12 protein-coding genes are annotated in these 14,665 nt (G+C 69.6%); 6 read left to right on the top strand and 6 right to left on the bottom strand.

Annotated features, from left to right (window positions below):
- Positions 1 to 109 precede the first annotated feature (109 nt).
- The 3 genes from E8A74_RS25235 to E8A74_RS25250 all read left to right on the top strand — a co-directional run bounded on the left by E8A74_RS25235 (position 110) and on the right by E8A74_RS25250 (position 3,234).
- Entirely contained in the window at positions 110 to 1,573 is a 1,464-nt protein-coding gene (locus E8A74_RS25235; RefSeq protein ID WP_136931624.1) for a pyridoxal phosphate-dependent decarboxylase family protein, read from the top strand.
- Positions 1,574 to 1,668: 95 nt separating this feature from the next.
- Positions 1,669 to 2,418 (top strand): alpha/beta hydrolase, encoded by a 750-nt coding sequence (locus tag E8A74_RS25240; protein ID WP_232379736.1) that lies wholly within the window; start codon positions 1,669 to 1,671, stop codon positions 2,416 to 2,418.
- Between the two features lie 39 nt (positions 2,419 to 2,457).
- Positions 2,458 to 3,234, top strand: a complete 777-nt coding sequence (locus tag E8A74_RS25250) for a hypothetical protein (protein ID WP_170229355.1) — start codon at positions 2,458 to 2,460, stop codon at positions 3,232 to 3,234.
- 6 nt (positions 3,235 to 3,240) lie between these two features.
- Here the strand turns inward: E8A74_RS25250 and E8A74_RS25255 are convergent, their stop codons facing one another.
- Positions 3,241 to 4,146, bottom strand: a complete 906-nt coding sequence (locus E8A74_RS25255) for a hypothetical protein (protein WP_136931627.1) — start codon at positions 4,144 to 4,146, stop codon at positions 3,241 to 3,243.
- Between the two features lie 41 nt (positions 4,147 to 4,187).
- Here E8A74_RS25255 and E8A74_RS25260 point away from each other — a divergent pair, with 41 nt between their 5' ends.
- Positions 4,188 to 4,487 carry a hypothetical protein gene (locus tag E8A74_RS25260; RefSeq protein WP_136931628.1) on the top strand — a complete coding sequence of 100 codons (300 nt, stop codon included), beginning with the start codon at positions 4,188 to 4,190 and terminating at the stop codon, positions 4,485 to 4,487.
- Between the two features lie 119 nt (positions 4,488 to 4,606).
- Here the strand turns inward: E8A74_RS25260 and E8A74_RS25265 are convergent, their stop codons facing one another.
- A complete protein-coding gene (locus tag E8A74_RS25265; protein WP_136931629.1) occupies positions 4,607 to 5,527 on the bottom strand; it encodes a LysR family transcriptional regulator in 921 nt (306 codons plus the stop codon).
- 116 nt (positions 5,528 to 5,643) lie between these two features.
- Here E8A74_RS25265 and E8A74_RS25270 point away from each other — a divergent pair, with 116 nt between their 5' ends.
- Positions 5,644 to 6,516: an SDR family oxidoreductase gene (locus E8A74_RS25270; protein ID WP_136931630.1), complete on the top strand. Its 873-nt coding sequence runs from the start codon at positions 5,644 to 5,646 to the stop codon at positions 6,514 to 6,516.
- Between the two features lie 208 nt (positions 6,517 to 6,724).
- Positions 6,725 to 7,765, top strand: coding sequence for a trypsin-like peptidase domain-containing protein (locus E8A74_RS25275; RefSeq protein WP_136931631.1), 1,041 nt, complete (start codon positions 6,725 to 6,727; stop codon positions 7,763 to 7,765).
- Between the two features lie 203 nt (positions 7,766 to 7,968).
- On the opposite strand, the gene E8A74_RS25280 is transcribed toward E8A74_RS25275, so the two are convergent.
- The 4 genes from E8A74_RS25280 to E8A74_RS25295 form a co-directional block, all read right to left on the bottom strand.
- On the bottom strand, positions 7,969 to 8,421 hold the full coding sequence (locus tag E8A74_RS25280) for a hypothetical protein (protein ID WP_136931632.1): 453 nt from the start codon (positions 8,419 to 8,421) through the stop codon (positions 7,969 to 7,971).
- Between the two features lie 79 nt (positions 8,422 to 8,500).
- Positions 8,501 to 13,249 (bottom strand): Lhr family helicase, encoded by a 4,749-nt coding sequence (locus tag E8A74_RS25285; protein ID WP_136931633.1) that lies wholly within the window; start codon positions 13,247 to 13,249, stop codon positions 8,501 to 8,503.
- Complete coding sequence (locus E8A74_RS25290) at positions 13,204 to 14,055, bottom strand: Fpg/Nei family DNA glycosylase (protein ID WP_136931634.1); 852 nt, start codon at positions 14,053 to 14,055, stop codon at positions 13,204 to 13,206. The genes E8A74_RS25285 and E8A74_RS25290 overlap by 46 nt, the downstream gene beginning before the upstream one ends.
- Before the next feature lie 56 nt (positions 14,056 to 14,111).
- On the bottom strand, positions 14,112 to 14,534 hold the full coding sequence (locus E8A74_RS25295; protein ID WP_136931635.1) for a hypothetical protein: 423 nt from the start codon (positions 14,532 to 14,534) through the stop codon (positions 14,112 to 14,114).
- Positions 14,535 to 14,665 lie beyond the last annotated feature (131 nt).

The raw sequence follows: 14,665 nt of genomic DNA on the forward strand, positions 1-14,665 counted from the left end.
CGATCTCGCAGAGCGCCGCACTGTTCGGCGCTCTAGCCCGGCGCGCCCCGCTTGACACGAGGGGGCCGCCGCGTGCCTCATGGCCCCGGAAAACGACCGAGGAGGCACGATGAAGATCCCCGCGAAGGGTCTCGGCACGGACGAGCTGTTCGGAAAACTCACCGCGTTCCGCGCCCACGACATGCCCTGGCGCGACGGACGCACCTTCGCGTACGTCTACGATGCCGGGCCCGAGGCCGAGGCCGTCATTCACCGCGCCTACACCCTGTACCTCGGGGAAAACGCGCTCGATCCCACCGTCTTTCCGAGCACGCTCGTGCTCGAAAACGACGTCGTCTCCATGGCCGCCGCGCACCTCGGCGGCGACGACGACGTCGCGGGCTCGTTCACGAGCGGCGGCACCGAGAGCATCCTGCTCGCCGTGAAGACCGCGCGCGACCACGCCCGCGAGGCGCGCGGCATTCGCGAGCCCGAGATCCTCGTCCCCGAGACGGCGCATGCCGCGTTTCACAAGGCCGCCCATTACCTCGACGTGAAGCTCGTCTCCGTGCCCGTCGACCGCGCGACCTTCAAGGCCGACGTCGCGGCCATGCGCGAGGCCATCGGCCCGAACACGATCCTGCTCGTCGGATCGGCTGTCTCCTACGCACACGGCGTCGTCGATCCGATTCGCGACCTCGGCGCGCTCGCGCTCGAAAAGAACCTCCTCCTCCACGTCGACGCGTGCATCGGCGGGTTTCTCCTGCCGTATTTCCGGCGCCTCGGCGCGCCCGTCCCCGATTTCGATTTCCAGGTCCCGGGCGTCACCAGCATCTCCATGGACTTCCACAAGTATGCCTTCGCCGCGAAGGGCGCGTCCGTGATCCTCCACAAGACGAAGGATCTCCGGCGCCACCAGTTTTATGCCTGCGCGGGCTGGTCGGGTTACACCGTCGTCAACTCGACCGTGCAGAGCACGAAATCGGCCGGGCCGCTCGCCGCCTGCTGGGCCGTGCTCCACCACTTCGGCGACGCCGGCTACCTCGAAATCGCGCGCGGCATGCTGGCCGCGACGCGCAAGATCGTCGACGGCATCGCGGAGATCCCGGGCCTCCGGCTCCTCGCGCGGCCCGAGATGAACCTCGTCGCCTTCACGTCCGACGAGGTCAGCGTCTTTCACGTCATCGACGAGATGAAGGCCCGCGGCTGGTTCGTCCAGCCGCAGCTCGGCTTTGGTTCGTCGAAAGAGAACATTCACCTCTCGCTCAACCCGAAGGCGCTTGGGCTCGCCGGCGATCTGCTCCGGGACCTCCGCGCCTGCGTGGAGATCGCCCGGACGCTCCCCCCGCCCGGCGGCGATCTTTCGGCGCTCCGCGGCGCGCTCGCCTCGCTCGACCTCACGAAGCTCGATCCGGCGGTGCTCGGCGGCATCCTGCGCGAGGCGATGGCGGCGACGGGCGTGGCCGGCGCAAACCTTCCCGATCGCATGGCCGCGGTGAGCGAGGTCCTGAACCACCTGCCGCCCCCGCTGCGCGAGCGGCTGCTCGTTGAATACATGAACGGCCTCTTCCAGACCCGCGTGGACGGACCCTGATCCCTCGCTGCGCCGGAAATCTCGAAAACTGATCCGCCGGTGAACCCCGCCGTTCCCCGATTGCGACGAGCGAGCGCCTCCCCCACGAAGCGGGCATGCAGCAGATGCTCCGCCGCCTCGGGCTCGTCGCATCCCTCGCCGCCGCCGCCGCGGGCTGCGGCCGGGACGAACACGTCCTCGCCGCGATCCGCCCCCTCGCCACCCAGAAACGCCTCGCGCTCCCGGTCGAGGTCTACACGCTGAACATCCCCGACGATCTGCCCGGATTCGCCGTGCCCGGCCCGGACGGCGCGAAACCGAAAATGCTCTTTTTGCACGGGATGTGCTCGGCCGGCGTCGGGGACGTGCAGGCCTTCCAGTTCGCCGCGAGCGAACACGGCGGCATCCTCGCGGTCCGCGGCGACACGCCTTGCGACGGCGGCGGCGTCCTGCGCAAACATTCGCTCGACCTCGACAAACTCGACGCCCGCATCCGGGCCGCGTTCGAGGTCAGCGGCGGGGAGGCGAAGGACCTCGTGCTGGTCGGCCACTCGCAGGGCGCTTATCTCGGCGAGCGGCTCGCCGAGCAATGGCCCGAGCGGTATTCGCGGCTCATCTTGATCGGCGCGCCCACGGAGCCCTCCGCGGCGCGGCTCCGGCACGTGCGCGGCGCGGTCATGGTGAGCGGCCAGTACGACGTGACGACGCGCATGAAGCAGGCCGCCGCGGAGCTCCAGGCAGCGGGAATCCCTTCCACGTACCTCGAAATGCCGGGCGCCAAGCACGGGCAGATGGGCGACGCCGAGCGGGTCTTCGGCCAGGCGTTCGCGTGGCTCGAAAAGAACGCGCTCCCGCGCAGGCCCTAGCCGTAGATGAAACGCCTGGATCCGGGGTATCCTCGGTCCATGGCTTCGAACAACCTGCTCGCCTTCGTGCTCGCTGCGTCCGGCGCCCTCCTCGCCCCCGCCTGTTACCTGACCTCTTCATTCGACGGCCTGACCGGCGCTCCGGACGGGGAAGCGGCGAGCGCGGCGAGCGCCAGCAGCGGCATGGGCGGCGCCGGGGGCACGGGCGGCGAGGGCGGCGGCGCGGGCGGCGACGGGGGCGCGGGCGGCGGCGTCAGCGCACCGGCGACGGGGATCCTCGACGACTTCGACCGCGCCGACGGTGTGCCCGGGGGCTCGTGGAAGCTCCGGTACCCGGGGGCGTACACGATTGACGGCGAGCGGCTCCAGACGGTCGGCAAGGACCCCGACGCGGCGATATGGGATCAGGTCTTTGGTCCCCGCCAGGAGGCGTACGTCACGATCGAGTCGATGGACGGGGACGAGACGGAGATCGAGCTCGTCCTGCGCAACCAGGGGGACCCGAGCGAATGCGAGTCGGTCGTGGTGAGCTGGAACCGCTTCAATGCGGTTCCCGGGATCCACGTCGCGTATTGCACGGGCGGGGAGTGGACCACGGTGGGCGAGCCGGTCCCGTACACGCTCGTGGAAGGCGACACGTTCTGGGGGCGCGGCTACGAGGATGGCCGCATCGAGGCGTACGTGAACGGCAAGCTCCTCGGGACGTGGGACGTCTCGGGCGCGCCGATGGGGACCTCGGGCGGCCGGATCGGCGTGTTCACCTATGGCATCCCGGACAAGGTCCGCTTCGAGGACTTCGGCGGCGGCTCTTTCTGAGCGCGATCAAAACGTGCCGACGAGCATCGCCGCGCCGCCGCCCGGCAGGGGCGCGACGACGGGGATCACGGCCGGGCGGCCGGCGGTCGCCTTCTTCTCGCCGCTGCCGCTCGTGAAAAACAGCGCCGTCGCGACGCCGAGCGACACGACCCCGACGCCGAGCGACACGTCCGCGAGGAGCAGCTTCGTCTTCACGGCGTCGACGTCCGCCTCGGCGCAGCTCTGCGTCCGGCCACAACCGTCCCGGAGCCCCGCGAGATCGCCCTTCCCCGTGATCCCGAGATAAGCAAACGCCCCGAGCGACACGACCCCGAGGCCACCGAGCACGTACGACGCCACGCGTTTTCCAGACGTACCCGACGCCGCGGGCTCGTCCGGGCCTCCGTTCGGGGACGCTGGGGCCGCCGCGCCCTTCGCCTCCAGATCCACGGTGATCACGCGATTCTTTTCGCCGACACGCACGACGACCTGCCGCTCGACCGGCGCGGCGTTCGGCGCGACGAACCGCAGCGTATGCGGGCCGGGGTTCACCGCGATGGGCTGGCCGTCGAGGGTCTTCGTGAGGACGGTGCCGTCGAGCGTCACCTCGGCCGACACGACGTCGTTGCCCTGGGCGTCGCGCAGGCCGGGCACGATCGTCGGCAGGCTCGACTCGACGCGCGGAAGCATGGTGGCGCATTCGTCGCGCACGACGGCCGGGCAGGCCTCGGCGCTGCAGAAGACGAACTTGCCGCGCGCCTCGACCAGGCGGCCGGCTTTTTCGAGCTCCTGCCCCTCCTCGAACGCGGCCGCGCACTGGGCCTTGCGCGCTGGATCGGGCGGCGGGGCGGCGTGCGAGGGCGGGGCGGAGAGCGCCGCGAGCGCGAAGAAGGCGGCGGGGAGGACGCGCGGGGCGGAGAGGGCTCTCGACATGGGCATGGCAATGCGGCTGAGCAGACCGAAGGAACAACAGCTTGCGTGGGGCGTCAACCGCGGGCGGCATGCTCGTGCTCCGTGCCGTCCTCGGCTCCTACCTCGGCGCCTCGTTCGAGCTCCGTGCCGTCCTCGGCTCCTACATCGAAGCTGCCCTTCGACCTCCGCGACGTCCTCGGCTCCTACATCGGCGCTGCCCTTCGAGTTCCGCGACGTCCTCGGCTCCTACATCGGAGCTGCCCTTCGAGCTCCGCGACGCCCTCGGCTCCTACATCGGCGCCTCCTTCGAGCTTCGCGACGTCCTCGGCTCGTACATCGAAGCTGCCCTTCGGGCTCCGTGACGTCCTCGGCTCCTACATCGGCGCCTCCTTCGAGCTTCGCGACGTCCTCGGCTCCTACATTGGCGCCTCCTTCGAGCTTCGCGACATCCTCGGCTCCTACCTGCCCCACGCCGCGCTCCTCAGAGCGCTGATGGGTCCTCGCTTCCCTTCGACCTCGGGGGGCGCTGGTGCGGGAAAGCAGCGCAGAGGTGCTCGACAAAGGCAGACACCTTCGGACTGAGCAACCTCCGCGATGTGTAGAGCACCCAGATCTCGGTCCGCCGCTCGGGGACGCGACCCCAGCATAAAAGCCTGCCCGAGAGCAGGTCCGCATCGACGAGCGAGCCTGGCAGCAGCGCGGCGCCCGCCCCGTTGCGAGCCGCCTGCCACGCCATCGACACCGAGGAGGACCTGAGGACAGGCACGGGCGTGAAGGCCTCGATCCCGTTCTTCCCTTCGACGCGCCACACCGGCATTCCTGCCGTCGTCGGCAGGAGGATCGCTGGCACGCCGATACTCGCCTCGTCGCCGGCTCGCCTTCGGGGCCTCTCGAGGGATGGCGGCGCGACGAGGAGGGTCTCCTCTCGCATGACGATCCTCCCGACGAGGCTCTCGTCGAGATGCGGATTGACGCGCACCACGAGATCGACGCCCTCGATCAGAGGATCGATCATCCGGTTCTCGCTCAGGACCTCGAGAGCGATCTCGGGATAACGAGCCACGAAGCCCGCAGCGATCCGGCCCATGTAGAGGTCTGCGAACAGCCCCGGCACGCTCACCCTCAGGGGTCCGCGCGGACGGGAGAGCCCGCCGGCGAGGGCTTGGCCCACGTCCTCGATCTCGGCCAGCAAGCCGCCGGTTTGCCGGTGGAGCATCGCGCCCTCCTCCGTGAGCCGGAACGTCTTGGGACCACGCTCGACGAGCCGGACCCCCAGCGCGTCCTCCAGCTCCCTCAGGCGACGCGACAACGTCGTCTTCGGCTGCCCCGTGGCACGGCTCGCGCGGCCAATGCCGCCGTGGCCGACGATCTCATGGAAGGCGACGAGAGCGAGGAGGTCCATAGGTGTGCCATCCGTGGAACGCCGAGCGCCAAAGCAGCCACTATCACGCGACGGCAGGAACATTCAACGTGCGACTCGGGACGCGGCGTGCGTCCTGAGATGTCACGGAGGAACGCATGGCGATTCTGGCGATCGGCGGTACGGGAATGATCGGCTCTCACGTGGTCGAGGAGCTGGCGAGGCGGGGTGCGGAAGTCCGCGCGTTCGGAAGTGAGCCGTCTCCACGTGGGGCGCCCGCCGGCGTCGAGGAGGTGATTGGCGATATCTTCGATCTTGAGCTCATGCGCCGTCTGCTCCGCGAGGCCAGCACGGTGTTCGTTTTGAACCCGGCCGTCGCGGACGAGCTCGCCCGGGTGCTCCTCACCCTCAGCCTGATCGACGAGGCGAAGATCCAGCGCGTCGTCTACCTCTCGATGATGGGGGTCGACCGCTTCACCGACGCATCGAGGGCGGCCGCAAAGCTCGCGGCCGAGCAGACGATCCGGCAGCTCGGCCTCCCCACCACGATTCTGAGGCCAAACGCGGTCTTTCAGAACGACGTTTCGTTGAAGGATGCGATTACCAGGCACCATCGTTACGCGACCCCGCTCGGCAGCGTCGGCATCACGATGGTGGACCTCGACGATGTCGCCGAGGTCGCGGCCCTCGAGCTCCTGCGACGCGAGCGATCGGCCGCGCCCCTCCCGACCGAGGTGATCGAGGTCGTCGGCCCGGAGGCGCATACGGGGCAGAGCATCGTTCGGGTGTGGTCCGACGTGCTCGGCGAGAACGTCACCTACGAGGGGGACGATCTCGATGCCGTGGAGCAACGGATGCGCGGCGTGATGCCGGCTGCGGGGGCGTATGATCTGAAGCTCGTGTTCCGTGGCATCCTTCGCGAAGGCGTGCTCGGCGCCCCTGGCGCCGCCGAGCGACTCGTCGCGATGCTCGGCCGCCCCTTGCGGACGTATCGCTCATTCGCCCTCACGATGGCCGGCGCGTCCTCGTAGCCGATCGAGGGGCCGAGCGTCACACTCCCATGACGAAACGCCCGCGCCGAGCATGCACGCGTGTCACACGCACATGACACCCGTCATGCGCGCGTCACAGCGCAGGCACGCCGGGGCGAAACGTTGATGCGCGAACCAGGCCATATCCGCGGCAGGGACGCCGTGGCATACGGGATGCTTGGGGACCGACACCACCCTGGAGGACACGATGGCTTCGAAAACGCACCTCTTCTTCTCGCTCCTGCTGCCCGCCCTTCTCGCCGCCTGCGGAGATCCCGGCGCGTCCCCCGACGACGATCAGGACGTCGTGACGAGCGAGGACGAGACCACGCTCGAGACGCCCCTCGAGACCTCGCCCCTCGATTTCACGCTCTGCCTGAACCAATGCGACGCCAGTCACATGATCATCGGGTGCGACGATCGCACCCAGCGCACGGCGTCGACGGAGGGCGTCAAGCCCTTTTCGCAGGTGGGCTGGTTCGGCAATGGTTGCACCGGGACGCTCATCGGCAGCAACGTGGTGCTCTCGGCGGCGCATTGTTTCTTCACCGCAGGGACCAACACCTTCAGGCAGGGCCCCATTTCGTTCTCGCTCGGGCAAACCAGCGTCCCGCCGTCGGGAGGGGGGGGCCTCGGGTTGCCCGGGGAAACGTGCAGGCGACCTTATGGAACGCAGTACATCAGCAGCGTGACGGTCCCGGGCGAGTACGACAACACGTCCATCGCCGTCGACAACAAGGCCTGGGATTACGCGGTGGTGATCCTGAACGACGCGCCCGTGGACGCGGAGCCGATGCCCTACGGGTACACCGATTGGAGTTATCTCCAGACCGAGGAGTCGCAATCCATTGGTTATCCGGGCACCGACAAGGTCTCCGGGACCCTCTGGGACACCGGCCGCAAGAACTTCCTCGGGCGCTGGCTGAACCCCTCCGACGCGAACCTGAGCGGCGTGCTCTACGTCGACAACGACGGCGAGGGAGGGCAGAGCGGATCCCCCGTGTTCTACGATTACCTGCAAATCTCGGGGGGTGGCACGATCTCGACCGCATACAAGCTCACGGGCGTCCTCATCGGCAGCCCGGTCGCGGAGTGCCAGGCCGGCCGAAGCTGGGCGGCGCGGATCCTGCCGAAGACGGTGGACCGCATCGACACCTGGAAGGTCGACCCCGACAGCCTGACCTATTCGCGCAAGTTCAAGTCCTTCACCGGCACGCAGATCCTGCCGGCCGATCAGGACGGCTGCTGACGCCGCTGCGCTCCTCGCCGTGCTGCTTGTCCCGAGGGCGCTAGAACATCGAGCGGTTCAAGAACCATTCGATGTTCTAGAAGTGGTCTCATAAACCGTTGGGAGCGCCCCGAAGCTAGGGAGGGCGAAGCGAGGAATCCTACGCGGATTTCGAGCGAGGCCGACCGACGATTCGGGGCGCGAGTAGGTTTATGAGACCACTTCTAGGCTTCCCGGGCGTTACGCTCGGCGCGGCAGGCGTCGAGGAACGCGCGCGCCTCGGCCTCGTGGGCGAAGAACTGCAAGGGGGGCAGCCAGGGCCGGAGCAAGGAGCCGGCCCGCGTGAGCATGTTCATGACCATCTGCTGCCGGAAGGTGCCGCCGTAGATGCCCGTCGCGGCGATGGTGCCCGTGGGATCGAGCGCCGTGGAGAGCTTGCGCCCCTCCGTGGAGAACTCGCCGAACTTCGTGATGTCGACGAGGAGGGAGATGGGCCGGCCGATCGTCGCGGCATACGCCGCCTGGAGGTCGTAGAAAGTTTCGATCGTGCTCCCATCGACGCTGCCCGCGAACCTGACATGGAAGATATCGGTCGATTCGATGCGGTACCCGTGTGTACCCAGCATCTTCCAGTCCGTGAAATCCCCCCCGGATATCCTCGGCGTGCTCGTGCTCATGGAATGCCGATACGTACAGCACGGGCGGCGTGAGGATCAACGCCTGATGAGGTCCGTTCCGTGCGCGCCGGCGCCGCCGTCAGCCGTCGAGCTCGTCGTCGATGTCGAGGAGATCACCGTCGTCGTCCTCAGAAACCGGCGCGTGTGCGCCGGCTTCCGGCGTGGGCGCTGCCGCGGCGCGCTGGCTCGACCACGGCCGCCCCCAGCCGCCGGGCGCGCCGAAGGGCCGCGCGGGGGACGCCTCGGCCGGGGCGCGTCGCTTGAGAAACCCTTGGCTCGTCGCGACGAATCCCGCTTCTTTCAAGGCGTCCGCGAGCGGCGAGCGGGCCGTGGGTTCGCCGTCGACCGTGGCGAGGAGGACGGTCCGCGCGCGGCCTTCGTCGATGAGGTCGGCGAGCGCGCGGGCAAGCGCGCGTCGTTCGGCGCGGAGCTCGGGCTCGTCGCGCGGGAGGAACGTGAGGAGCCCCCGCTCGCTTTTGCCCATCCAGGCGAGCAATCGGCCCTCGTGGAGGACGACACGCGCGCCGGCCGCTCGTTTGGGCCGCGCCGCGCCACGATTCCCGCTCTCCGGCTCGGCGTCGTCGCCCGGCCAGCGCACGGAGGCGCCAAAAGGATTCGCCGGGTCGGAGGCCGCGAGGACCAGCGTGGGGCCCTCGGCGGAAGGCTCACGGAAGGAGCGGAGCCTGTCGTCCGCGCCGGGGAGCGCGAATTGCGCGGCGCCGAGGCCCGCGACGAAATACCCCCGACGAACCCGCCCGGCCTCCTCCATGGCGCGGAGGACATCGTAGACGGCGGAAAAACCACCCACGAGGCCCTCGGCATGCGCGGCCTCGCGCGTGAGGACGCCGTGTCGATCGAGGAGGGTTCGCGCGAGCGCGGCGCGGCGCTCGGTCTCGCTGGGACCCTTTTCCCCAAGGGAAGGCAAAGGCAAAAGGGACCAGCGGCCTTCACTTCCGGGAGGCCCCGCGCGGCGCGCGCCAAAAAGCCCCCCGCGGCTCGGGTGCCGTCGTCCGCCACGTTTCTCCTCGCGGCCGAGGGAACGCAAAGGCGCGAGCGTGTCATTCGTGACCTCGCCCGCCCAGACGAGCTCCCACAAGGCCGCGAGCACGTCGTGCCCGAAGCCGCCCGTCTCGCGCAGGAGATCACTGAAAAAGACGGCGCCCCGCCGCGAAAGCGTCTCGCGCACGCGCGCGGCCATCGCGCCCTCGGCCTTGCCGGGCGGCGGCGCGAGATAGGGATAGGCCTGCGAGAGGTAAAGCGCGATGCGGCCCGAGGAATCGCCGACAGGCTCGACGCCGCGCCAAACGACCTCGCCGGCGGCGCAAAGCGCGTCGAGATCCCCGGGGAGATAACCTTGCACGCGGGCCGGGAGGATCTCGGCTTCGAGCGCGGAGGCGACGAGCGGCGCGCCCTGGAGGAGCTCGACGGCGTAGAGCAGGGCCTCCTGTCCGCGGCGCGGGCGCGTGAGGCCGTGCCATTCGACGAGGAAACGCGCGTACGCCTCCGGCGGGACGGGCTCGACCTCGGCGCGGAGGCGCGCGAGGGAGCGTTGCTTGAGCGAACGGAGGACCTCGGTCTCGCAATACTCGTGGCCGGATCCGCCGGGCAAAAGCTCGCCTTCCGTGACGCGGCGGCGCTCGATGAGCGTGGCGAGCGCGATCCGCACGGGGCCGACGCCGAGGCCATAACGCGCAGCCACGTCCTCGGCGCGGAAGGGGCCGTGGGTCCGGGCATAACGGGAGACGATGTCGACGAGCGGATCTGCCGCGGGTTCGAGGAACGCCGCGGGCAACCCCGCCGGAGGCACGACACCGAGGGCGTCCCGGAACCGCCCCGCGTCCTCGGCCGCGACGAAGCGCCGCTCGCCCGCGATCGTGACCTCGAAGATACGCCGCGTCCGCGTGAGCTCGTCCAGAAACCCGGAGACACGCGTCGCGCCGCCGCCGTCTTCCTCGGTCCCCGCGCGCGCAAGAATCTCGTCCCGCGAGAGATCGCCGAGCGCGAGGAGCAGATCGTGGAGCTGATCGGCGTGCTTGAGCGGGCGTTTTCCGTCGAGGCGCTGGAGGGAGCACGCGAGCACCTCGATCGAGGCCGGATCGAGCAATTCGCGCATCTCGGCCTCGCCGAGCAGTTCACGCAGGCGCGTGTGGTCGATCGCGAGCATCTGCGCTTTGCGCTCGGCGAGCGGCAGATCTCCGTCGTACATGAAGTTGCCGACGTACCCGAAGAGGAGCGACGCGGCGAAAGGCGAGGCCGAACGGGTGTCGACCTCGTGCACGCGGACCTTGCGCGATTCGATCTTCTTCAGCAGGTCGACGAGCGCGGGCAAATCAAAGACGTCGCGCAGGACCTCGCGGTAGGTTTCGAGCAGGATGGGGAACGAGCCATACCGCGCGGCGACGGCGAGCAGGTCCGAGGCGCGTTTTCGCGCGGCCCATAACGGCGAGCGTTTGCCCGGGCGCTTGCGCGGCAAGAGCAGCGCGCGGCCGGCGCATTCGCGGAAGCGCGCGGCGAAGAGGGCGGAGGCGCCGAGGCTCCGGACGACGAGATCCTCGACCTCGTCGGCGTCGGGGAGCAAGAGGCGCGCGTCGGGCGGGCCCTGCGCCTCGGGGAAACGCAAGACGACGCCGTCGTCGGCCCAGACGGCCTCGATTTCGAGGGCGAGCTCGGCGCGGCAGCGCTCCTCGATGGCGCTCGCGAGCGGAGCGTGCACGCGCCCGCCGAACGGGGAGAGGATGCAGACGCGGGTGTCGCCGACCTCGTCGACGAAGCGTTCGAGCACGATCGTGGTGTCGCTCGGGACCTCGCCCGTCGCCGCGGCTTGCTCGCGGACGTACCGAAGGAGGTTTTTCGCGGCGCGCGTGTCGAGGTGATGTTTTTCGCGGAGGAGGCGCTCGGCCGCGGCGTCGTCGGCCTTCGTGATCTCGCGGGCGACGCGGCCGATCTCGGTCCCGAGCTCGACGTTGCGGGAGGCGCGATCGCCGCGCCAGAACGGCATCTTGCCGGGCTGGCCGGGCGCGGGCACGACGAGGACACGGTCGTGCGTGATCTCGGTGATACGCCAGGAGGACGCGCCGAGGACGAAGACCTCGCCTTCGCGCGCCTCGAAGACCATTTCTTCGTCGAGCTCGCCGACGCGACGACCGGGTTTGCCGGCGGCCTCCTCCGTCGCCAGGAAGACGCCATAGAGGCCGCGATCGGGAATGGTGCCGGCATTGACGACCGCGAGCCGCTTCGCGCCTTCCCGCGCGCGGATCGCGCCCGTGGTCCGGTCCCAGACGATGCGAGGGCGCAGCTCGGCGAACTCGTCCGAGGGGTAGCGGCCGGAGAGCATGTCGAGCAGACCTTCGAAGCTCGCGCGCGGGAGATCCGCGAAGGGTGCGGCGCGGCGGACGAGCGAGAAGAGGGTGTCTTCGTGGATCGAATCCATCGCGGTGATCGCGATGATCTGCTGGGCGAGGACGTCGAGGGGGTTGCGCGGGTAAAACGTGGCCTCGACCTTGGCGTCGATCATGCGGCTCGTGGCGGCGGCGCACGCGAGCAGATCGCCGCGGTGCTTCGGGAAGACCACGCCGCGCGAGGTGGCGCCGACGGCGTGGCCGGCGCGGCCGATGCGCTGGAGGCCGGCCGAGACGCTCGGCGGGGATTCGATCTGGACGACGAGGTCGACGGCGCCGAGGTCGAGGCCGAGCTCCAGCGAGGAGGTCGCGACGATACACGGGAGGCGCCCTTCTTTGAGCGCCTCCTCGATGCGCGTGCGCTCGTCCCGCGCGACGGATCCATGGTGCGCGGCGGCGATCTCGGCGCCCGCGGCCTCGTTGATCGCCGCCGCGAGCCGCTCGGAGAGCCTGCGGCTGTTGGCGAAGATCATGGTGGATCGATGCGCGCGGACGAGCTCGACGAGGCGCGGATGAATGCTCGGCCAGATCGAGCGCGCGGCGGGATCCGCGCCGGGCCCCTTCCCCGCGTCCTCGCCGGGTTCGCCCATGCGGGTCATGTCCTCGACGGGCACCTCAATGGTAAGCTCCAGCGATTTCGGCGCGCTCGCGTCGACGATGGTGACGGGGCGCGGGACGAATTTCCCCTGATCGTCGATCTCGCCCCCGCCGAGCAAGCGCGCGATTTCATCGAGCGGGCGTTGCGTCGCGCTGAGGCCGATGCGCGTGGTCCGCGCCCCCTCGCCGCGCAGGGCTTCGAGCCGCTCCAGCGACGAAAAGAGGTGCACGCCGCGCTTCGTGGCGGCGAGGGAGTGGATCTCGTCGATGATGACGGTGTCGACGGAGCGCAGAATTTCCCGCGCATTCGAGGTGAGCAGGAGGAAGAGCGACTCCGGCGTGGTGATCAGGATGTCGGGCGGGCGTTTTCCGAGGCGCGCGCGCTCCTCGGGCGAGGTATCCCCGGAGCGGATCGCGACCGTGGGGACACGGAAAGGGATTTCGAGCCGCTCGGCTGTTTTGGTGAGGCCGGCGAGCGGGGCGCGCAGGTTCCGCTCGACGTCGGCGGCGAGCGCCTTGAGCGGCGAGACGTAAAGGACGCGGCAGCGCGATTCTTTCGGTGGTTCGTCCGAAAACACCAATCGATCGAGGGCGACGAGGAACGCGGCGAGCGTCTTGCCCGAGCCCGTGGGCGCGAGGAGGAGGGTCGACTTTCCGGCCTGGATCGGCGGCCAGCCTTTTTCCTGGGCCTCGGTGGGCCCAGGGAAGGCACCCTGGAACCAGGTGCGCGTCGCCTCGTGGAAATGGGCGAGCGCGCCGCCCTTCGAGGTCTTCGCCCGGGGCCGCGTCACGCGCGCGCCTCCCGGATCGCCGCGCGCCGCGGGGGCTGGCATCGAGGGCAATGATAGGTGGAGCGTCGCGCCTCGCCCTGGCGGCGCATTTCGAGGAGGGCGCCGCAATCGTAGCAGGGTTCGCCCGCGCGGCGGTACACGGCGAGGGGCCCTTCGCCGGGACGCGCGCCTTCGCGGGTGGTCCGCGTGTGGCCGTGGTGCGCGCCGGGCCCGCTTGCATGGGGTTTCGCTGTCGCATTGGCGACCATGATGCGGCGGGCAAACACGAGCAGGCGCGCGAGCTCCTCGTCGGAGAACGCGGAGACGGGGGCGAACGGGTCGAGCCGCTCGTGAAAGAGGATCTCGCTTTTGTAGACGTTGCCGATCCCGGCGACGACCTGCTGATCCATGAGCGCGTCGCCGATCTCCCTGCCGGCCATGCGCCGGAGCCGGGCGAGCGCGGCGGCTTCGTCGAACGCGGGGGCGATGAGGTCCGGGCCGAGCCTGCCGATCGCGGCATCCCCGGCGAGCAAGCTCGCGCGGACGAGGCGCGCGACGGGCGCGCGGAAGCAGACGGCGACGAGCGCGGGCACGGCGAGCACGGCGGTGGCGGAGGCCGGAGACCGGCGCCAGCGCTCGTGCTCGCCATAAAGGTGCCAGGCGCCGCCCATGCGGAGATGGGTGTGGAGGACGGTGCCCTCGTCGAAAAAGACGAGCAGGTTCTTGCCCCGCGCCTCGACCTTGGTGACGAGGTGGCCGGCGAGCCTTTCGATCGACTGGTGCCGGAGCACGAGCGCGCGCACGGGCTGTCCCACGAGCCGCGGGCCGAGCGCGCTGGCAATGCGGTGGAGGGTATCGCCTTCGGGCACAGGTTTGTCCTATCAGCGCCGAGGAGAATCGACAAGCGGGCGACGGGGAGCGCGCATCACTCGGGCTCGCGCCTGGCTCCCTTGGCCTTCTTCACGCGGTGTAGGACATCCCGTGCCTTGCCCACGAACCGACCTAGCTCGGGGAGTTGCCGCAGACCCTTGGCTTCGCCGAGGACACGAGCGAGCGCGCCCGCGAGCTCTGCATACCGAACCGGGCTCTTGTGGATCCCCCGCTCCGTCATCGGGACGAGCCCGGCGTCGGCCAGCGCCCGAGCGGGCGCCTCGATGAATTCCACGTTCTTTTGGCGCGTATGCACGGCAAGGAGCCAGGCCTCCGTTGCCTCGCGCGGCAGCGTGATGATCGCAGACGGCGGCACACCTCCGGCCATCCACGACTTGATGTGCGTACACAAGGGCGAGAGTTCGTCCACGGAGTCGTCGTGCAGGAGGTGGACACGAATCTCGGGCTCATGTCGCACATCGGCATCAACCTGCACGACGATCAAGTCGTACCTCGCGACCGTGACGGGAAACGCGACGCTTCGCAGGTACTTTTCTCACCGCCTGCCAGCCGGTTCCCTGCGACATCTGCCCTTGCCGAAGTGCGTCG

The organism is Polyangium fumosum, from assembly GCF_005144585.1.
Taxonomy (GTDB): Bacteria; Myxococcota_A; Polyangia; order Polyangiales; family Polyangiaceae; genus Polyangium; species Polyangium fumosum.